This window comes from Pseudomonas sp. WS 5410 (genome assembly GCF_012985645.1).
GTDB lineage: Bacteria > Pseudomonadota > Gammaproteobacteria > Pseudomonadales > Pseudomonadaceae > Aquipseudomonas > Aquipseudomonas shahriarae.
The window spans coordinates 131,713-152,036 of record NZ_JAAQWS010000003.1 but is presented as its reverse complement, the minus strand read 5'-3'; the positions used below and the strand labels follow the sequence as shown (position 1 = coordinate 152,036).

Here is a 20,324-nt window from a genome sequence, read left to right as displayed (position 1 = left end):
ATATGCTTGTATGTACAAGTAAAGGTGTGTGCATAAGAGTCGCTAAACATCCTCTTCGCACCATCGTGTTCGCGCATCGATTGCTGAGGAGTTTTTTGTGACTGACTTTTCCCAGAACAAACCTACCAAGTACCGCGACGTTGAAATCCGCGCCGCCCGTGGCAACACGCTCACCGCCAAAAGCTGGCTGACTGAAGCGCCGCTGCGCATGCTGATGAACAACCTCGACCCGCAAGTGGCCGAGAACCCGAAAGAGTTGGTGGTGTACGGCGGTATTGGCCGTGCGGCGCGTAACTGGGAGTGCTACGACCAGATCGTCGAAAGCCTGACCAACCTGAACGACGACGAAACCCTGCTGGTGCAATCCGGCAAGCCGGTCGGCGTGTTCAAGACCCACAGCAATGCCCCGCGTGTGCTGATCGCCAACTCCAACCTGGTGCCGCACTGGGCCAGTTGGGAGCATTTCAACGAACTAGATGCCAAGGGCCTGGCCATGTACGGCCAGATGACTGCCGGCAGCTGGATCTACATCGGCAGCCAGGGCATCGTCCAGGGCACCTACGAAACCTTCGTTGAGGCCGGTCGCCAACATTACGACAGCAACCTCAAAGGCCGTTGGGTGCTCACTGCCGGCCTCGGCGGCATGGGCGGCGCCCAACCGCTGGCCGCGACCCTGGCCGGCGCGTGCTCGCTGAACATTGAATGCCAGCAGGTCAGTATCGACTTCCGCTTGAACAGCCGTTATGTCGACGAACAAGCCAGCGACCTCGACGACGCCCTGGCGCGCATCGCCAAGTACACCAAGGAAGGCAAGGCCATCTCCATCGCCCTGCTGGGCAACGCTGCCGAAATCCTCCCGGAACTGGTCAAGCGCGGCGTGCGCCCGGACATGGTCACCGACCAGACCAGCGCCCACGACCCACTCAATGGTTACCTGCCAGCCGGCTGGACCTGGGAGCAGTACCGCGCCCGTGCCAAGACCGAACCGGCTGCCGTGATCAAGGCCGCCAAGCAGTCGATGGCCGTACACGTCAAGGCGATGCTGGACTTCCAGAAGATGGGCGTACCGACCTTCGACTACGGCAACAACATCCGTCAGATGGCGCAGGAAGAAGGCGTGGAAAATGCCTTCGACTTCCCAGGCTTTGTACCGGCCTACATCCGCCCGCTGTTCTGCCGTGGCATCGGCCCGTTCCGTTGGGCGGCACTGTCGGGCGACCCGCAGGACATCTACAAGACCGACGCCAAGGTCAAAGAGCTGATCCCCGACGACGCCCACCTGCACAACTGGCTGGACATGGCCCGCGAGCGCATCAGTTTCCAGGGCCTGCCGGCGCGCATCTGCTGGGTTGGCCTGGGCCAACGCGCCAAGCTCGGCCTGGCATTCAACGAAATGGTACGCAGCGGCGAACTGTCGGCGCCGGTGGTGATCGGCCGTGACCACCTGGACTCCGGCTCGGTGGCCAGCCCCAACCGCGAAACCGAATCCATGCAGGACGGTTCCGATGCCGTGTCCGACTGGCCGCTGCTTAATGCCCTGCTCAACACCGCCAGCGGCGCGACCTGGGTTTCGCTGCACCACGGTGGCGGCGTGGGCATGGGCTTCTCCCAGCACTCCGGCATGGTCATCGTCTGCGACGGCACCGACGAAGCCGCCGAGCGTATTGCCCGCGTGCTGCACAACGACCCGGCCACCGGGGTGATGCGTCATGCTGATGCGGGTTACCAGATCGCGATTGATTGCGCCAAGGAGCAGGGCCTGAACCTGCCAATGATCAAGTAACGCCTGGCTCGGTTTCTGTGGGAGCTGGCTTACCTGCGATGCGGGCGACTGGGTCTGTCAGGCAGGCCACAGTGATGCAATCGCAGGCAAGCCAGCTCCCACATTTGACCTGCTGTGTATTTGAAACATGTTTGAGCCGCACCACCGAAAACAATCCATTAGAGGTTGAACACCCATGGCTGCAAAAGACGCGCGTGCAAGCTCCACCCCGTTGATCGAAAGGCGTTCGATCGACTACATCCCGGAAGCGGAAAGACACGGTCGTCTATTGAGCCAGTTCACCCTGTGGATGGGCGCCAACCTGCAAATCACCGCGATTGTCACCGGGGCCCTGGCCGTGGTGCTGGGCGGTGATGTGTTCTGGTCGTTGATCGGTCTGTTGATCGGTCAACTGCTGGGCGGCGGCGTGATGGCGTTGCATGCGGCGCAAGGGCCCAGGCTTGGCCTGCCGCAGATGATTTCCAGCCGGGTGCAGTTCGGTGTGTATGGCGCAGCCATCCCGATTGTGCTGGTGTGTTTGATGTACCTCGGTTTCACCGCCACCGGGACCGTGCTGTCCGGCCAGGCGCTGGGCCAGTTGTTTGGGGTCAGCGACAGCGTTGGCATTCTGATTTTCGCCAGTGTCATCGTGCTGGTCACGGTGCTCGGTTACCGGGTGATCCATTTCATCGGCCGTGTCGCCAGCGTCATTGGGGTGATTGCCTTTGTCTACCTGTTCAGCCGTCTGATGAGCCAGACCGACGTTGGCGCGCTCCTGCAAATCCGCCACTTCAGCTGGAGCAGCTTCCTGCTCGCGGTGTCGCTCGCGGCCTCCTGGCAAATCGCCTTTGGGCCTTATGTGGCTGACTATTCCCGCTACCTGCCGCGCAACACGTCCTCGGTGAAAACCTTTCTGGCCGCAGGCGCAGGTTCGGTCATTGGCGCCCAGGTGGCGATGATCCTCGGCGTGTTTGCCGCTGCGATGTCCAACGGGCAATTTGCCGGTAACGAAGTGGCCTACATCGTAGGTCTGGGCGGCACGGGGGCCACGGCGGCATTGCTGTACTTCAGCATCGCATTCGGCAAGGTCACCATCTCCACGCTGAACTCCTACGGCAGCTTTATGTGCATTGCGACCATCGTCAGCGGCTTTCGTGGGCGCATGGAGGTCACGCGCCTGCAGCGCCTGGTTTTCGTGCTGCTGATCGTCGGTGCGGCGACCCTGATCGCGCTGCTCGGCCAGCACTCGTTCCTCAGTGCGTTCAAGTCCTTCATCCTGTTTTTGCTGGCGTTCTTTACACCCTGGAGCGCGATCAACCTGGTGGACTACTACTGCATCACCCGCGACCGCTATGACGTGCCGGCACTGGCCGATCCGAACGGTCGCTACGGCCGCTGGAACCTGCTGGGTATCAGCGTCTATGTGTTCGGGGTGCTGGTGCAGTTGCCGTTCATCGCCACCAAGTTCTACACCGGGCCCCTGGTGGCCAGCCTGGGCGGGGTGGATATTTCCTGGATCATCGGCCTGGTACTGCCCGCCGCCCTGTATTACGTGTGTGCAAAAAAATGGCACGGCGCAATGCCTGAACGACTGATTTTGCCGATAGAGCAGGGCGCTACAGCTATAGCTACCCCTAAAAACAACGGGCTGATTACACAAGCCTGATGGGACGTGGACAAGGCAGGATGCCTTTTGACTGCCGTAATCCATTTCATGATTGGGAGCGTCACATAATGAGAATGCATAAGACCCTGCTGACCCCATTGTTCGCCGCCGGCCTGCTGGCCAGTGCTGGCGCCACCCAGGCGGCCGGCTGGTGCGAGTCGGGCAAACCGGTGAAGTTCGCCGGCCTGAACTGGGAAAGCGGCATGTTGCTGACCGACGTCCTGCAAGTGGTCCTGGAAAAAGGCTACGACTGCAAAACCGATAGCCTGCCGGGCAATTCCATCACCATGGAAAACGCCCTGGGCAGCAACGATATCCAGATCTTCGCCGAAGAGTGGGTTGGCCGTAGCGAAGTGTGGAACAAGGCCGAGAAGGCCGGCAAGGTCGTGGGTGTCGGCGCCCCTGTGGTCGGTGCGGTTGAAGGCTGGTACGTGCCGCGCTATGTGATCGAAGGCGACGCCAAGCGCAAACTCGAAGCCAAGGCCCCGGACCTGAAAAACATCGCCGACCTGGCCAAGTATTCTGCGGTGTTCAAGGACCAGGAAGAGCCCGCCAAAGGCCGCTTCTACAACTGCCCGGCCGGCTGGACCTGCGAGCTGGACAACAGCGAAATGCTCAAGAGCTATGGCCTGGAAAGTTCCTACACCAACTTCCGCCCTGGCACCGGCCCGGCGCTGGATGCGGCGGTGCTGTCGAGCTACAAGCGTGGCGAGCCGATCCTGTTCTACTACTGGTCGCCGACGCCGCTGATGGGCCAGGTGGACCTGGTCAAACTCGACGAAAAACCCGGTGTGGATAAACGCGTGACCATCAAGGTCGGCCTGTCCAAGACTTTCTACGAGCAGGCCCCGGAACTGGTGGCGGTGCTGGAGAAGGTCAACCTGCCCATAGACCTGCTCAATCAGAACCTGGCGCGTATGAGCAAAGAGCGCATTGACTCGGCGAAGCTGGCGAAGATCTTCCTCAAGGAGCACCCGCAGGTATGGCACGCCTGGGTCAGTGAAGACGCAGCCAAGAAAATCGACGCGGCCTTGTAGGCCCAGTGCCCCCGGCTACCCTGAACAGGCAGCCGGGCACCCGGCCACACTCCACTGGATCGAGAGCACGTTATGTTTCCTGAGAGTTTTACGTTTTCCATCGCCGACTGGGTCAACGGTTGGGTCGATGCACTGGTGACCAATTACGGCGATGTGTTCCGGCAGATCTCCGACACTTTGCTGTGGGCCATCGTCAACCTGGAAGGCCTGCTACGCGCGGCACCCTGGTGGCTGATGCTGGCGATAGTCGGCGGCGTTGCCTGGCACGCCACCCGCAAGGTGCTGACCACGGCGGTGATCGTCGGCCTGTTGTTCCTGGTGGGTGCGGTCGGCCTGTGGGACAAGCTGATGCAGACCCTGGCGCTGATGATGGTGGCCACGGTGATCTCGGTGCTGATCGGCATTCCCCTGGGCATTCTCTCGGCGCGCAGCAATCGCCTGCGCTCGGTGTTGATGCCGCTGCTGGACATCATGCAGACCATGCCCAGCTTCGTGTACCTGATCCCGGTACTGATGCTGTTTGGCCTGGGCAAGGTGCCGGCGATTTTCGCCACGGTGATCTACGCCGCGCCGCCACTGATTCGCCTGACCGACCTGGGCATTCGCCAGGTGGACCGGGAAGTGATGGAAGCCATCAATGCCTTCGGCGCCAACCGCTGGCAGCAACTGTTTGGCGTGCAACTGCCGCTGGCCCTGCCGAGCATCATGGCCGGGATCAACCAGACCACCATGATGGCCCTGTCGATGGTGGTGATCGCCTCGATGATCGGCGCCCGTGGCTTGGGTGAAGATGTATTGGTGGGCATCCAGACCCTTAACGTCGGGCGCGGCCTGGAGGCTGGCCTGGCGATTGTGATTCTCGCAGTGGTCATCGACCGCATTACCCAGGCCTATGGTCGTCCACGGCATGAGGCGAGCAAATGACTACTGTCAGCAAGATCGAAGTGAAAAACGTATTCAAGATTTTCGGGGCGCGTGAGCAGGAAGCCCTGGCGCTTATTGGCCAAGGCCAGACCAAGGACCAGGTGCTGGCACAGACCGGTTGTGTGGTGGGCGTGAATGACCTGTCCCTGAGCATCGGTACCGGCGAGATCTTTGTGATCATGGGCCTGTCGGGTTCCGGCAAGTCCACCCTGGTGCGCCACTTCAACCGCCTGATCGACCCCACCAGCGGCGCGATCCTGGTGGACGGCGAAGACATCCTGCAACTGGATATGGAAGCCCTGCGCCAGTTCCGCCGGCACAAGATCAGCATGGTGTTCCAGAGCTTCGGCCTGCTGCCCCACAAGAGCGTGCTGGACAACGTCGCCTATGGCCTGAAAGTGCGCGGTGAAACCAAACCAGTGTGCACCGAGCGTGCATTGCACTGGATCGAAACCGTGGGCCTGAAGGGCTACGAAAACAAATACCCGCACCAGTTGTCGGGCGGCATGCGCCAGCGCGTGGGCCTGGCCCGGGCCCTGGCGGCCGACACCGACATCATCCTGATGGACGAGGCGTTCAGCGCCCTTGACCCACTGATCCGCGCCGAGATGCAGGACCAGTTGCTGGAACTGCAAATGACCCTGCACAAGACCATCGTGTTTATCACCCACGACCTGGATGAGGCCGTGCGCATCGGCAACCGCATCGCGATCCTCAAGGACGGCAAGCTGATCCAGGTCGGCACGCCGCGGGAGATCTTGCATTCGCCGGCGGATGAGTATGTGGACCGGTTTGTTCAGCGGCGGGCGGCGGTGGTCTGAGCGGGGGTTTGTGGTGAGTTGGCTGGCCTCTTCGCGAGCAAGCCCGCTCCCACAGGGGAACGCATTCCAAATGTGGGAGCGGGCTTGCCCGCGATGAGGCCGGCAAGGCCGCAAAAATTTGAAGAAGGTATGAAGATGTCCCAGGCTAAAAAAATCATCATCGCCGACACCCCCCTGCACTGGCAGGACGTGGTTGCCGTCGCGCGCTTCGGCGCCGAACTGGAGCTGTCGGGCCCGGCCTGGGCGCGGATCGACAATGCCCAGGCCATCGTGCAACGCATCGTCACCAGCGGCGAGCGGGCCTATGGCGTCAACACCGGCCTGGGTGCCTTGTGCAATGTGTCACTCAAGGGCGAGCAACTGAGCCAACTGTCGCGCAACACCTTGCTCAGCCACGCCTGTGGTGTGGGCGCGCCGCTGAGTGATGAACAGACCCGCGCGATCATCTGCGCGGCCATCATCAACTTCAGCCAGGGCAAGTCCGGCCTGCATCCGCAGGTGGTGCATTCGCTGCTGGCGCTGCTCAACCATGGCATCACCCCGCATGTGCCGTCCCAGGGCTCGGTGGGCTACCTGACCCACATGGCCCATATCGGCATTGCCCTGCTGGGTGTGGGAAATGTCAGCTATCGCGGCCAGATTGTGACGGCCCAGGCGGCGCTGGCCGCCGAAGGCCTGCAGCCGGTGGTGCTCGGCGCCAAGGACGGCCTGTGCCTGGTCAATGGCACGCCATGCATGAGTGGCCTGAGCTGCCTGGCCCTGGCCGATGCCCACCACTTGCTGCAATGGGCCGATGTGATCGGCGCCATGAGTTTTGAAGCACAGCGCGGGCAGATCGACGCCTTCGACGAGCAGATCATCGCCCTCAAGCCACACCCCGGCATGCAGCAGGTCGGCAGTAACCTGCGGGCCCTGCTCGAGGGCAGCGAGGTGATTGCCGCCAGCCGTGGCATTCGTACCCAGGACGCGCTGAGCATCCGTTCGATCCCCCAGGTCCACGGCGCCGCCCGCGATCAACTGGAGCACGCCACCCGGCAGATCGAAACCGAACTCAACGGTGCCACCGACAACCCACTGCTGCTGGGCACGCCGGACAACTACCGCGTGGTGTCCCAGGCCAACCCCCACGGCCAGTCCGTGGCGCTGGCGGCGGATATGCTGGCCATCGCCATGGCGGAAATCGGCTCCATCGCCGAGCGCCGCCTGGACCGCCTGATCAACCCCCACGTCAGCGGCTTGCCGGCATTCCTGGTGAGTAACCCCGGGGTCAACTCGGGGATGATGATCGTGCAGTACGTCGCCGCTTCCCTCTGTGGGCAGAATCGCCAACTGGCGCAGCCGGCAGTGCTCGACAACTTCGTCACCTCGGGCCTGCAGGAAGACCACCTGAGCATGGGCACCAACGCCGCGCTCAAGCTGCACTCAGTGTTGGCAAACCTCACCCAGATCCTCGCCATCGAATACCTGCTGGCGGCCCAGGCCTTTGAGTTCCTCAAGGCACAAGGCTTCGGCGCCGGCACCCACACCGCCTGGCGCCTGCTGCGCGAGCACGTCCCGGCCTATGAGCAGGACCGTTGGTTGGCGCCGGACATCGCGACCACGGCGGCGCTGCTCAAGAACACCGATTTGTTGAACCACGCTTTACCGAATTTGCACTGAACCCTATTTCAAAAGGAGCATGAATGTGACTGCGCTAAATCTGATTCCAGGCCAACTGACCCTTGCCCAACTGCGGGCCATCTACCAGCAGCCGGTAACCCTCAGCCTGGATGACAGCGCCTCGGCGCAGATCGAAGCCAGTGTGGCCTGTGTCGAGCAGATTCTCGCCGAGAACCGCACCGCCTATGGCATCAACACCGGTTTCGGCCTGCTGGCCTCGACCCGTATCGCCAGCGAAGACCTGGAAAACCTCCAGCGTTCCCTGGTGTTGTCCCACGCGGCCGGCGTCGGCGAGCCGATCAGCGATGCGCTGGTGCGTTTGGTGATGGTGCTCAAGGTCAACAGCCTGAGCCGCGGTTTCTCCGGGATTCGCCGGCAGGTGATCGACGCGCTGATCGCCTTGATCAACGCCGAGGTCTACCCGCATATCCCGCTCAAGGGCTCGGTGGGCGCGTCCGGTGACTTGGCGCCGCTGGCCCATATGTCCCTGGTGCTGTTGGGCGAAGGCAAGGCGCGTTACAAAGGTGAGTGGCTGGAGGCGACCGAAGCGCTGAAAGTCGCCGGCCTCACGCCGCTGACCCTGGCTGCCAAGGAAGGCCTGGCGCTGCTCAATGGCACCCAGGTCTCCACGGCCTACGCCCTGCGTGGCTTGTTCGAAGGCGAAGACCTGTTCGCCGCCGCCATCGCCTGTGGCGGCCTGACCGTGGAAGCGGTGCTGGGCTCGCGCTCGCCGTTCGACGCGCGCATCCATGCAGCCCGTGGCCAGCGTGGGCAGATCGACTCGGCCGCCGCCTATCGCGACCTGCTCGGTGAAAGCAGCCAGGTGTCCCAGTCCCACCAGAACTGCGACAAAGTGCAAGACCCGTACTCCCTGCGCTGCCAGCCGCAAGTCATGGGCGCCTGCCTGACCCAGTTCCGCCAGGCGGCCGAAGTGTTGGTGGTCGAAGCCAACGCGGTATCGGATAACCCGCTGGTATTCGCCGCCGAAGGCGATGTGATCTCCGGCGGTAACTTCCACGCCGAACCGGTGGCGATGGCCGCCGACAACATGGCCCTGGCCATTGCTGAAATCGGCTCCCTGAGCGAGCGCCGTATCTCGTTGATGATGGACAAGCACATGTCGCAATTGCCGCCGTTCCTGGTGGGCAATGGCGGGGTCAACTCCGGTTTCATGATTGCCCAGGTGACGGCAGCGGCGTTGGCCAGCGAGAACAAGGCGTTGTCCCATCCCCATAGCGTCGACAGCCTGCCGACGTCGGCCAACCAGGAAGACCACGTGTCGATGGCGCCGGCTGCCGGCAAGCGCCTGTGGGAAATGGCTGAAAATACCCGGGGGGTGCTCGCAGTGGAATGGCTGGCCGCCTGCCAGGGCCTGGACCTGCGCGATGGCCTGAAAACCTCGCCCAAGCTGGAAAAGGCCCGTGGGATCCTGCGCGCCAAAGTGGGGTTCTACGACAAGGACCGCTTCTTCGCCCCGGATATCAACGCCGCCAGCGAACTGTTGGCCAGCCGCTGCCTGAACGAGTTGGTGCCGGCCAAGCTGCTGCCAAGCCTGTAAGCAGCACACCGATCCTGTGTGGGAGTTGGCTCCCGCATGGGGTCGCCCATAGGTTCGGATTCTCTCTGGATAACAATAATTAGGGACGAGAAATGCACCAGCAAGCACAAGGTCTCAAACGCGGACTGACCGCCCGCCATATTCGCTTCATGGCACTGGGGTCGGCGATCGGCACCGGGCTGTTCTACGGTTCTGCCTCGGCGATCCAAATGGCCGGCCCGGCGGTGTTGCTGGCCTACCTGATCGGCGGCGCCGCCGTATTTATGGTGATGCGCGCCCTCGGCGAAATGGCCGTGCACAATCCGGTGTCCGGCTCGTTCGGCCAGTACGCCAGCACTTACCTGGGCCCGATGGCCGGTTTTATCCTCGGTTGGACCTACGCTTTTGAAATGATCATCGTCTGCCTGGCGGACGTCACCGCCTTCGGCATCTACATGGGCTTCTGGTTTCCCGAGGTCGCACGCTGGGTCTGGGTGCTCGGCATCGTCCTACTGATCGGCGGGCTGAACCTGTGCAACGTCAAGGTGTTCGGCGAAATGGAGTTCTGGCTGTCGTTGCTCAAGGTCGGCGCGATTGTCGCGATGATCCTTGGCGGGTTCGGCATCATGCTGTTCGGCGTGCATTCGGCGGCTGACGCACCGGCCAGCGGGTTGAGCAACCTGTGGGCCCACGGTGGCTTCATGCCCAATGGCCTGGGCGGCCTGATTGCCTCGTTTGCGGTGGTGATGTTTGCCTTTGGCGGCATCGAGATCATCGGCATCACTGCCGGTGAAGCCAAGGACCCGCAACGGGTGATCCCCAAGGCGATCAACGCGGTACCGCTGCGCATCCTGCTGTTCTACGTGCTGACCCTGTTTGTGCTGATGGCCATCTACCCGTGGCCGCAGATCGGCAGCCAGGGCAGCCCATTCGTGCAGATCTTCAGCAACCTGGGGATTGGCTCGGCGGCGACCATCCTCAATATTGTGGTGATCTCGGCGGCCGTCTCGGCCATCAACAGTGACATCTTCGGCGCCGGCCGCATGATGTACGGCCTGGCCCAGCAAGGGCAGGCGCCCAAGGGCTTTGCGCAACTGTCGCGCCACGGTGTGCCGTGGATGACCGTGGTGGTGATGGGCGCAGCGCTGCTGGGCGGCGTGGTGTTGAACTACCTGATCCCGGAAAACGTGTTCCTGGTGATTGCCTCGATTGCCACCTTCGCTACCGTGTGGGTGTGGCTGATGATCCTGGTCACGCAGGTGGCGATGCGCCGCTCGATGACCAAGGCGCAGATCGCCGAACTGAAATTCCCGGTACCGTTCTGGCCCTATGCGCCGGCGGCGGCCATTGTGTTCATGCTGTTTATTTTTGGTGTGCTGGGCTACTTCCCGGACACCCAGGCCGCGCTGCTGGTGGGCGCCGTATGGATCGTGTTGCTGGTCCTCGCCTACCTGCTGTGGGTCAAGCCCGCAGCCGGGCAAGCGGCCAAGGTCAATTACGACCCGGCTTTGTCTCACCGATAACTTAGGGAGGCGTTGATGAAAACGCTTTGGCAACACTGCCACATCGCAACCATGGCCCGGGGCGAGTACTCGATCATCGAGGATGGCGCCATGGTCACGGCCGGTTCGCTGATCGAGTGGATCGGTCCCCGTGCCGAGCTGCCGCCTGGCGACTACGCGCAGACCCATGACTTGCAAGGGGCGTGGGTCACGCCGGGGCTGATCGACTGCCATACCCACACGGTATTTGGCGGCAACCGCAGCGGCGAATTCGAGCAGCGCCTGCAAGGCGTGAGCTACGCCGAGATCGCGGCGGCCGGCGGTGGAATTGCCAGCACCGTTCGTGCCACCCGTGCGGCGACCGAGGAAGAGCTGTTCGACAGCAGCCGCAAGCGCCTGCGCAGTTTGCTGCGCGATGGCGTGACCACGGTGGAGATCAAGTCCGGCTACGGCCTGGACCTGGCCAATGAGCGCAAGATGCTGCGGGTGGCCCGGCGCCTGGGCCAGGAGCTGCCGGTCAGCGTGCGCGCCACGTGCCTGGCGGCCCATGCGTTGCCACCGGAGTACAAGGATCGCGCCGACGACTACATCGAGCACATCTGCAACGAGATGCTGCCGACCCTGGCAGCAGAAGGGTTGGTGGATGCGGTGGATGCGTTCTGCGAATACCTGGCGTTTTCCACCGAGCAGGTAGAGCGCGTGTTCAAGGTCGCGCAGCGCTTGGGGTTGCCGGTAAAGCTGCACGCTGAGCAACTGTCGTCGCTGCACGGCTCCAGCCTGGCGGCGCGGTATCAGGCGCTGTCGGCGGATCACCTGGAGTTCATGACCGAAGAAGACGCCATCGCCATGGCCGCCGCCGGTACCGTTGCCGTGTTGCTACCGGGCGCATTCTACTTTTTGCGCGAAACCCAGTTGCCGCCGATGGACGCCTTGCGCAAGCACGGGGTGAAGATCGCCATTGCCAGCGACCTCAACCCCGGCACCTCGCCGGCCTTGTCCGTGCGGCTGATGCTGAACATGGCCTGCACCCTGTTCCGCATGACCCCGGAAGAAGCCCTGGCCGGTGTTACCCGGCATGCCGCCACGGCGTTGGGCATGGGCGACACCCATGGCTCGCTGGAAGTGGGCAAGGTCGCGGATTTTGTCGCCTGGCAGATCGACCGCCCCGCCGACCTGGCCTACTGGCTGGGTGGCGAGTTGGATAAACGCGTCGTGCGCCATGGCGTCGACGTCGATGTGTAAGGTTGCCTTTGTGAGTAAGGAGTACTGCTGTGGATAAGGTTCTGAACTTCAAACAAGGCCGCACACCGCTGCTGATCAGCATGCCCCACGCCGGCCTGCGCCTGACGCCTGCGGTTGCAGCGGGCCTGATCCCCGAGGCGCAAAGCCTGCCGGATACCGACTGGCATATCCCTACGCTGTACGATTTTGCTGCAGAGCTGGGGGCCAGCACCCTGGCGGCCGAGTATTCGCGGTTTGTCATCGACTTGAACCGGCCGTCGGACGACAAGCCGCTGTATGCCGGGGCGACCACCGGCCTGTTTCCCGCGACGCTGTTTGATGGCGTGCCGTTGTTTAGTGAAGGCAAGGAGCCGTCGAAGGCGGAGCGGGCGACCTATCTGGAGCAGATCTGGACGCCTTATCACCAGACCCTGCAACAGGAACTGGCGCGGCTCAAGGCCGAATTCGGCTACGCGCTGCTGTTCGACGCCCACTCGATCCGCTCGGTGATCCCACACCTGTTCGACGGCAAGCTACCGGACTTCAACCTCGGTACCTTCAACGGCGCCGCCTGCGACCCCCAGTTGGCCAGCCAGTTGGAAGCCATCTGCGCGGCGCATCCGCACTACAGCCATGTGCTGAACGGGCGCTTCAAGGGCGGGCATATCACCCGGCACTACGGCAACCCGGCGCAGGATATTCATGCGGTGCAGTTGGAGTTGGGGCAGTGCACGTACATGGAGGAGTTTGAGCCGTTCAGGTATCGACAGGATCTGGCCGAGCCGACGCGGGTGGTGTTGAGGCAGTTGCTGGAAGGGTTCTTGGCGTGGGGCCAGAAGCACTACACCTGAGTCAACGAGGATCAAAATGTGGGAGCGGGCTTGTCAGGTCGCCGCATCGCCGCGATGGCGGTCTGTCAGTTCCCAATATGTCGACTGATCCGCCGCTATCGCGAGCAAGCCCGCTCCCACACGTGGTGCGCGAACCTTCCTGGCTGATCACTGACACAGGTCTAAGTCCTCAAGGACATGCTCATTGCACAATTCGGGTTTATGATGCCAGACGGCAAAATAATAGACGTCCCCCCAGGGATGGACCCGACCCCTTACGGAGCGCGCAATGCAGACTTTGTACCCGCAGATCAAACCCTACGTCCGGCACGATCTGGCCGTCGATGAAACCCATACGCTGTATGTCGACGAAAGTGGTTCCCCGCAAGGTTTGCCCGTGGTCTTCATCCATGGCGGTCCCGGCGCCGGCTGCGATGCCAATAGCCGCTGCTATTTCGATCCGAACCTGTACCGCATCGTCACCTTTGACCAGCGCGGCTGCGGGCGCTCCACTCCGCGGGCCAGCCTGGAAAACAACACCACCTGGGACCTGGTTGCCGACCTTGAGCGCATTCGCGAGCACCTGGGGATTGAAAAATGGGTGCTGTTCGGTGGTTCCTGGGGCTCGACCCTGGCCCTGGCCTATGCACAAACCCACCCTGATCGCGTGCTTGGCCTGATTGTGCGCGGCATCTTCCTGGCCCGCCCCCAGGATATCCAGTGGTTCTACCAGGCCGGCGCGAGCCGCCTGTTCCCGGACTACTGGCAGGACTACATCGCGCCAATCCCGGTGGAAGAGCGCCACGACATGATCAGCGCCTACCACAAGCGCCTGACTGGCAATGACCAGATCGCCCAGATGCATGCCGCCAAGGCCTGGTCCACCTGGGAAGGCCGCATGCTCGGCCTGTGCCCCAGCCCGCAGTTGATCGAGCGCTTCTCCGAGCCCCAGCGCGCGTTGTCGATTGCGCGCATCGAGTGCCACTACTTCACCAATAACTCGTTCCTGGAGCCCAACCAGCTGATTCGCGATATGCACAAGATCGCCCATCTGCCGGGGATCATCGTGCATGGCCGCTACGATATGATCTGCCCGCTGGATAATGCCTGGGAGCTGCACCAGGCCTGGCCGAACAGTGAGTTGCAGGTGATCCGCGAGGCGGGCCACGCGGCGTCCGAGCCGGGCATCACCGATGCGCTGGTGCGTGCGGCGGGCGAGATGGCACGACGCCTGCTTGATCTGCCCCCTGAAGAAGCATGAAGGGCCTTTTGCAACGGGTGCGTGGCGCCCGGGTCGAGGTGGCGGGGCAAGTGGTGGGCGCGATAGACCAGGGTTTGCTGGTACTGGTGGCCGTTGAACCTTCAGATACCGCCGCCAGTGCCGACAAGTTGTTGCATAAGCTGCTTAACTACCGGGTGTTCAGTGACGACGAGGGCAAGATGAACCTGTCGTTGAAGGACATTGGCGGTGGTTTGCTGCTGGTGTCCCAGTTCACCCTGGCAGCCGATACCAAAAGCGGCCTGCGTCCCAGCTTCTCCACCGCGGCGCCACCGGCGTTGGGCGAGGCGCTTTTTGAGCACTTGTTGTCACAAGCGCAACAATTGCATGGCACGGTGGCGTCGGGGCGTTTTGGCGCGGATATGCAGGTGCATTTGGTCAATGACGGGCCGGTCACCTTCCTTTTACAGACCTGATTGTATGAAAAACGACTTTTAATGCGCAAAAACGCAAGTTTTCGCTACAAATACTTGGCTGACCCTGCTGCGTTATCTCACGGGCTACTAGATAATCGCGCGCTACGGGGATCAGCGTAAATTGGTCCATTTTTGATTTAGGTAGAGACTTGTCCGGTCGCCCTTGGGGAATCATTTAGCCCCATCGGAGTCGGAACAATGCTCGCCAACCTGGCATATAGATAGCTGGCCGTTGGTTTTTTGATCTGTTTTCGGCGAGGGTTGCTCGTGATTGTTAGTCCCTGTAATGCACCAAAATTGTCTGCCAAACGGTTACGAAACGCACTGGTGACGGGCTCCGCCCTGTTTTGCCTGTTCGGCGCGGGTCAACTGTGGGCATTCAGCCTGGACGATGTGTCGGCCAAGGCAAAAGAGCTGGCCGGGCAGAAATACGAAGCCCCGCGCAGCAATCTGCCGAACGAATTCCGCGAAATGAAGTTCGCTGACTACCAGAAAATTCGTTTCCGCAATGAAAAAGCCGAGTGGGCCGAGCAGAAAACTCCGTTCAAGCTGTCCTTCTATCACCAGGGCATGCACTTCGACACGCCGGTGAAGATCAACGAAATCACCGCGACCGACGTCCAGGAAATCAAGTACGACCCGACTCGTTTCGATTTCGGCGACGTCAAGTTTGATCCTAAAGCCACCGATCAGCTGGGTTATGCCGGCTTTCGCGTGCTGTACCCGATCAACAAGGACGACAAGCAAGACGAAATCATGACCATGCTCGGCGCCAGCTATTTCCGCGTCGTGGGCAAGGACCAGGTCTATGGCCTGTCCGCCCGTGGCATGGCGATTGATACCGCGCTGCCGTCCGGCGAAGAGTTCCCGCGTTTCACCGAGTTCTGGATCGAGCGTCCAAAGCCGGGCGACAAGCACCTGGTGATCTTCGCCTTGCTGGATTCGCCGCGGGCCACTGGCGCCTACCGCCTGATCCTGCGCCCGGGCACCGACACCATTGTCGACGTCAAGTCGCAGATGTTCCTGCGTGACAAGGTCAGCAAGCTGGGCGTTGCCCCGCTGACCAGCATGTTCCTGTTCGGCGCCAACCAGCCGTCCAAAGTGCTCAACTACCGTCGTGAACTGCACGACTCCAGCGGCCTGTCGATCCATGCCGGTAACGGCGAGTGGATCTGGCGCCCGCTGAACAACCCAAAACACCTGTCGGTCAGCAACTTCTCGGTAGAAAACCCACGTGGTTTCGGCCTGTTGCAGCGTGGTCGCAACTTCAGCCAGTACGAAGACCTCGACGACAACTACGACAAGCGCCCAAGCGCCTGGATCGAGCCTGAAGGCGACTGGGGCAAGGGTTCCGTGGATCTGGTAGAGATTCCGACCGCCGATGAAACCAACGACAACATCGTTGCCTTCTGGAGCCCGGCCGAACTGCCTAAGCCCGGCGAGCCGCTGGATATCGCCTACCGTCTGCACTGGACTCTCAACGATGCACCGTTCCACTCGCCGGACAGTGCCTGGGTCAAACAGACCCTGCGTTCTACCGGTGATGTGAAACAGTCCAACCTGATCCGCCAGCCAGACGGCAGCGTGGCCTATCTGGTGGACTTCGAAGGCCCGTCCCTCAAGGCCCTGAAGCCCGATGCGGCGGTGCGCAGCCAGGTCAGCGTCGGCGAAAACGGCGAAGTCGTGGAAAACAGCGTGCGCTACAACCCGCACACCAAAGGCTGGCGCCTGACCCTGCGCTTGAAGATCAAGGATGCAGGCAAGCCGACCGAAATGCGTGCGGCCCTGGTCCAGGACATCGTCAAGCCTGAGCCAGAGCAGGCTTCCACCCAAGTCCTGAAGGCTGACAAAGTCTTGGCCAAGCAACACGAGAAACAGGCCAAGAAAGACGCCAAGGACAAGCAAGACAAGCAGCCAGAAGCTGCCCCAGCCACTCCGGAGCCAGTCAAGACAGAACAAGTCCTGACCGAAACCTGGAGCAATCAGTTGCCTGCCGATGAGTAACTCTCAAGTCCAGCCAGAGACTCTTGCCGAGTACCTGGCGCATCTTCCGATGACCGACGAGCAGCGCGCCGAACTGGCGGGCTGCAAGTCCTTCTCCGAACTGCACGAGCGCCTGTCGTCGTCGACCTTTGACGCACCGGTGGACGCCGCGCAGGCGTCGGTTGGCCGCCGGCTGACCCTCAACACTGCCGAGGAGCTAGAGGAAGCCGAAATGCTGGTGCTCGACGCCAGCGGTCGGGTTTGCCTCAAGGCCACGCCGCCGATCCGCCGTACCAAAGTGGTGCCCGAGCCTTGGCGCACCAATATCCTGGTGCGTGGCTGGCGCCGGCTGACCGGCCGCAGCAACCCCCCAGCGCCGCCGAAAGACGAGCGCGTGCTGCCGGCTGCGCGCTGGCGCACGGTCGGTTCGATCCGCCGCTATATCCTGCTGGTGCTGATGCTCGGCCAGACGATTGTGGCCGGCTGGTACATGAAAGGCATCATGCCTTACCAGGGCTGGTCCTTCGTCGACTTTGACGAGGTGCGCAACCAGACCCTGCTGCAAACCGCTACCCAGGTCCTGCCCTACGCCCTGCAAACCAGCATCCTGATCATGTTCGGGATTCTATTCTGCTGGGTTTCGGCAGGTTTCTGGACCGCGCTGATGGGCTTCCTTGAACTGCTTACCGGTCACGACAAGTACCGGATCTCCGGCAAAAGCGCCGGCGACGAGCCGATCCCGAAAGAGGCCCGTACCGCGCTGGTGATGCCGATCTGCAACGAAGACGTGCCCCGGGTGTTTGCCGGCTTGCGTGCGACCTTTGAGTCGGTCGCTGCCACTGGCGATCTGGACCGCTTCGATTTCTTCGTGCTCAGTGACAGTAACGACGCCGATATCTGCATCGCCGAACAGCAAGCCTGGCTCGACGTGTGCCGCGAAGCCGGTGGTTTTGGCAAGATTTTCTATCGCCGCCGTCGCCGTCGCGTCAAACGCAAGAGCGGCAACCTCGACGACTTCTGCCGTCGCTGGGGCGGTGACTACAAGTACATGGTGGTCCTCGACGCCGACAGCGTGATGAGCGGCGAATGCCTGACCAGCCTGGTGCGCCTGATGGAAGCCACGCCGGACGCCGGGATCATCCAGACCGCGCCACGTGCCTCGGGCATGGACACCCTGTATGCACGCATGCAGCAGTTCGCCACCCGCGTCTACGGCCCGCTGTTCACCGCCGGCCTGCACTTCTGGCAGTTGGGCGAATCCCACTACTGGGGCCACAACGCGATCATCCGCATGAAGCCGTTTATCGAGCACTGCGCCCTGGCGCCGTTGCCCGGCAAAGGTGCGTTCGCCGGTTCGATTCTTTCCCACGACTTCGTTGAAGCTGCGCTGATGCGCCGTGCCGGCTGGGGCGTGTGGATTGCCTACGACTTGCCGGGCAGCTACGAAGAACTGCCGCCCAACCTGCTGGACGAGCTCAAGCGTGACCGTCGCTGGTGCCACGGTAACCTGATGAACTTCCGCCTGTTCCTGGTCAAGGGCATGCACCCGGTACACCGTGCGGTATTCCTCACCGGCGTGATGTCGTACCTGTCGGCACCGTTGTGGTTCCTGTTCCTGGTGCTGTCCACGGCCCTGCTGGCGGTCAACACCCTGATGGAGCCGCAGTACTTCATGGCGCCGCGCCAGTTGTACCCGCTGTGGCCACAATGGCATCCGGACAAGGCGGTGGCGCTGTTCTCCACCACCATCGTGCTGCTGTTCCTGCCTAAATTGCTGAGCATCATCCTGATCTGGGCCAAGGGCGCGAAAGAGTTCGGTGGCAAGTTCAAGGTGACCTTGTCGATGCTCCTGGAGATGTTGTTCTCCATGCTGCTGGCGCCGGTACGGATGATTTTCCACACCCGTTTCGTGCTCGCTGCGTTCCTCGGCTGGGCCGCGACCTGGAACTCGCCGCAACGTGACGACGACTCCACGCCCTGGAGCGAGGCGGTCAAGCGCCACGGTCCGCAGACCTTGCTGGGCTTCTTCTGGGCGCTGCTGGTGGTGTGGTTGAACCCCAGCTTCCTGTGGTGGCTGGTGCCGATTGTCGGTTCGCTGATGCTGTCGATCCCGGTGTCGGTGATCTCCAGCCGGGTCAATCTGGGCCTCAAGTCCCGCGACGAAAGCCTGTTCCTGATCCCCGAGGAATACAATCCGCCGCAGGCGCTGCTGTCGACCGACCGCTATACCCACGAAAACCGTTGGCATGCACTCAATGACGGGTTTATCCGGGCAGTGGTCGATCCGCAACAGAATGCCCTGGCCTGTGCCCTGGCAACGTCCCGACATGGTCAGGCAGAGCCGATCGAGTGGCTGCGTATCGAGCGTGTGCGGCATGCGTTGAAAGTCGGCCCTGCCGGCCTGAACAACAACGAGCGCGTGGCGTTGCTCAGCGACCCGGTAGCCCTGGCACGCCTGCATGAGCAAGTCTGGAGCGAGGGGCATGCCGAATGGCTGGGTGCCTGGCGCGAGTCGGTCAAGGCCGACCCCCATGCGCCGCTGCTGCCGCTGCAACCGCTGTCATCCCAGGCGCAACCTGCCTGATTCAGACGCCCCCGAGACCTGTCTCGGGGGCGCTTGATACGCCTCTCCTACAGCGCTTGTCGCTTCTGCTTCACCCTTCTAACTTCGATACAAAAGACCCTGGTTCAAGGCGTATTGCCCTGCCTGCCGGTGGGTTAGCATCGCCCCCCAAATCTGAATCGACCGCCTCTGGTTTGCGCTAAACCCGCAACGCCCGGTGTGCGGCTGTGTAATGAAAAAGGGGCTTTTCATGATCAAGGGTTACTGGTCGATGCTGCTGCTGGGCATTGTCGCGTTGGTACAGCTGCAGATGGCACACGCAGGCGCGATTGATGAGGCCGTGCGGCGCGGGGTCTTGAAGGTGGGGACGGATCCCAACTATGTGCCTTTCGAAATGACTGACAAACAGGGGCGGGTCATCGGCTTCGAAGCAGACCTGCTTGAAGAAATGGGCAAAGCCCTGGGGGTGACCCTGGAATGGGTTCCGGTGGCTTATACCGAACTGATCCCGGGCCTGCTGGCCGGCCGGTTCGACCTGATCGGCAGTGGCATGACCGTGACCCAGGAGCGCAACCTCAAACTCAACTTCAGTGATTCATTCATCATTGTCGGCCAGACCGTGCTGCTTCACCCGCGCCTGGCCGGCAAAGTCAGCAGCATTGAAGACTTGAACGAAGCCGGCTACCGGATTGCGGCGGCGGATGGCACCACGGGCGAAGTGGCGGCGCGGCGCTTCCTGGGGGCTGCGCAACTGCAGAGCGTTGCCACGGCGGAGGAAGGCGTCCGCCAGGTGGTCAGCGGTGGGGTTGATGCGTTTATCCATGATGCGCCCTATAACCTAATCGCCCTGGCCAAGCCACAAAACCGCAAACTGCTGGCCCTGGAGCAACCCTTCACCTACGAACCCCTGGCGTTTGGGCTGAAGAAGGGCGACTACGACAGCCTGAACTGGATCAATCACTTCCTTAATCAGATTGCCCAGGACGGCACCTACGATCGGCTGCATGACAAGTGGTTCCGGGACACGGACTGGCTGTCGGAGATCGAATGACGGTCACAACTTCTTACATAACTCATACAGGGGGCGCCCAGTAGGGCAAACTCTCTAACTGCGCTTTCTCCGG

The 20,324-nt window shown here is 62.0% G+C and carries 15 protein-coding genes; all 15 read left to right on the top strand.

All coding sequences use genetic code 11. The features are described 5' to 3' along the window. Positions 1-97 precede the first annotated feature (97 nt). The 15 genes from hutU to HBO24_RS06430 all read left to right on the top strand — a co-directional run bounded on the left by hutU (position 98) and on the right by HBO24_RS06430 (position 20,251). Entirely contained in the window at positions 98-1,783 is a 1,686-nt protein-coding gene (gene hutU / locus HBO24_RS06500; RefSeq protein WP_057437164.1) for a urocanate hydratase, read from the top strand. A gap of 175 nt (positions 1,784-1,958) precedes the next feature. Beyond that, the gene (locus HBO24_RS06495; RefSeq protein WP_057958050.1) at positions 1,959-3,428 is read left to right on the top strand and encodes a cytosine permease; all 1,470 of its coding nucleotides are present in this window, start codon (positions 1,959-1,961) and stop codon (positions 3,426-3,428) included. Positions 3,429-3,496: 68 nt separating this feature from the next. Continuing rightward, positions 3,497-4,465, top strand: a complete 969-nt coding sequence (locus HBO24_RS06490) for an ABC transporter substrate-binding protein (RefSeq protein WP_170059445.1) — start codon at positions 3,497-3,499, stop codon at positions 4,463-4,465. A gap of 72 nt (positions 4,466-4,537) precedes the next feature. After that, a complete protein-coding gene (locus tag HBO24_RS06485) occupies positions 4,538-5,389 on the top strand; it encodes a proline/glycine betaine ABC transporter permease (protein ID WP_057437170.1) in 852 nt (283 codons plus the stop codon). Further along, positions 5,386-6,210, top strand: a complete 825-nt coding sequence (locus tag HBO24_RS06480; protein WP_170059444.1) for a glycine betaine/L-proline ABC transporter ATP-binding protein — start codon at positions 5,386-5,388, stop codon at positions 6,208-6,210. The genes HBO24_RS06485 and HBO24_RS06480 overlap by 4 nt, the downstream gene beginning before the upstream one ends. A gap of 135 nt (positions 6,211-6,345) precedes the next feature. After that, a complete protein-coding gene (gene hutH, locus HBO24_RS06475; RefSeq protein ID WP_057437689.1) occupies positions 6,346-7,869 on the top strand; it encodes a histidine ammonia-lyase in 1,524 nt (507 codons plus the stop codon). 19 nt (positions 7,870-7,888) lie between these two features. After that, positions 7,889-9,427: a histidine ammonia-lyase gene (gene hutH / locus HBO24_RS06470; protein ID WP_115127187.1), complete on the top strand. Its 1,539-nt coding sequence runs from the start codon at positions 7,889-7,891 to the stop codon at positions 9,425-9,427. 92 nt (positions 9,428-9,519) lie between these two features. Beyond that, entirely contained in the window at positions 9,520-10,929 is a 1,410-nt protein-coding gene (locus HBO24_RS06465; protein WP_057437175.1) for an amino acid permease, read from the top strand. 15 nt (positions 10,930-10,944) lie between these two features. Continuing rightward, positions 10,945-12,150, top strand: a complete 1,206-nt coding sequence (hutI, locus tag HBO24_RS06460) for an imidazolonepropionase (protein ID WP_057437177.1) — start codon at positions 10,945-10,947, stop codon at positions 12,148-12,150. Between the two features lie 29 nt (positions 12,151-12,179). Beyond that, on the top strand, positions 12,180-12,980 hold the full coding sequence (gene hutG / locus HBO24_RS06455; protein WP_169959934.1) for an N-formylglutamate deformylase: 801 nt from the start codon (positions 12,180-12,182) through the stop codon (positions 12,978-12,980). Positions 12,981-13,248: 268 nt separating this feature from the next. Next, positions 13,249-14,220, top strand: a complete 972-nt coding sequence (gene pip, locus HBO24_RS06450; RefSeq protein WP_170059443.1) for a prolyl aminopeptidase — start codon at positions 13,249-13,251, stop codon at positions 14,218-14,220. Further along, positions 14,217-14,654 carry a D-aminoacyl-tRNA deacylase gene (gene dtd, locus HBO24_RS06445; protein ID WP_115127190.1) on the top strand — a complete coding sequence of 146 codons (438 nt, stop codon included), beginning with the start codon at positions 14,217-14,219 and terminating at the stop codon, positions 14,652-14,654. The genes pip and dtd overlap by 4 nt, the downstream gene beginning before the upstream one ends. A gap of 267 nt (positions 14,655-14,921) precedes the next feature. After that, entirely contained in the window at positions 14,922-16,658 is a 1,737-nt protein-coding gene (locus tag HBO24_RS06440) for a glucan biosynthesis protein G (protein WP_273506459.1), read from the top strand. Next, positions 16,651-19,221: a glucans biosynthesis glucosyltransferase MdoH gene (mdoH, locus tag HBO24_RS06435; protein ID WP_057437190.1), complete on the top strand. Its 2,571-nt coding sequence runs from the start codon at positions 16,651-16,653 to the stop codon at positions 19,219-19,221. Before HBO24_RS06440 ends, mdoH begins: the two co-directional genes overlap by 8 nt. A 229-nt stretch (positions 19,222-19,450) precedes the next feature. Continuing rightward, a complete protein-coding gene (locus tag HBO24_RS06430) occupies positions 19,451-20,251 on the top strand; it encodes a transporter substrate-binding domain-containing protein (protein ID WP_169959931.1) in 801 nt (266 codons plus the stop codon). The last annotated feature ends 73 nt before the right edge of the window (positions 20,252-20,324 follow it).

What these genes read in the sequence shown, in the direction of transcription:
- HBO24_RS06495 (WP_057958050.1), top strand. Translation starts at nt 1,959, where the DNA reads ATGGCTGCAAAAGACGCGCGTGCAAGCTCCACCCCGTTGATCGAAAGG.
- HBO24_RS06490 (WP_170059445.1), top strand. Translation starts at nt 3,497, where the DNA reads ATGAGAATGCATAAGACCCTGCTGACCCCATTGTTCGCCGCCGGCCTG.
- HBO24_RS06485 (WP_057437170.1), top strand. Translation starts at nt 4,538, where the DNA reads ATGTTTCCTGAGAGTTTTACGTTTTCCATCGCCGACTGGGTCAACGGT.
- HBO24_RS06480 (WP_170059444.1), top strand. Translation starts at nt 5,386, where the DNA reads ATGACTACTGTCAGCAAGATCGAAGTGAAAAACGTATTCAAGATTTTC.
- hutH (WP_057437689.1), top strand. Translation starts at nt 6,346, where the DNA reads ATGTCCCAGGCTAAAAAAATCATCATCGCCGACACCCCCCTGCACTGG.
- hutH (WP_115127187.1), top strand. Translation starts at nt 7,889, where the DNA reads ATGAATGTGACTGCGCTAAATCTGATTCCAGGCCAACTGACCCTTGCC.
- HBO24_RS06465 (WP_057437175.1), top strand. Translation starts at nt 9,520, where the DNA reads ATGCACCAGCAAGCACAAGGTCTCAAACGCGGACTGACCGCCCGCCAT.
- hutI (WP_057437177.1), top strand. Translation starts at nt 10,945, where the DNA reads ATGAAAACGCTTTGGCAACACTGCCACATCGCAACCATGGCCCGGGGC.
- pip (WP_170059443.1), top strand. Translation starts at nt 13,249, where the DNA reads ATGCAGACTTTGTACCCGCAGATCAAACCCTACGTCCGGCACGATCTG.
- dtd (WP_115127190.1), top strand. Translation starts at nt 14,217, where the DNA reads ATGAAGGGCCTTTTGCAACGGGTGCGTGGCGCCCGGGTCGAGGTGGCG.
- mdoH (WP_057437190.1), top strand. Translation starts at nt 16,651, where the DNA reads ATGAGTAACTCTCAAGTCCAGCCAGAGACTCTTGCCGAGTACCTGGCG.
- HBO24_RS06430 (WP_169959931.1), top strand. Translation starts at nt 19,451, where the DNA reads ATGATCAAGGGTTACTGGTCGATGCTGCTGCTGGGCATTGTCGCGTTG.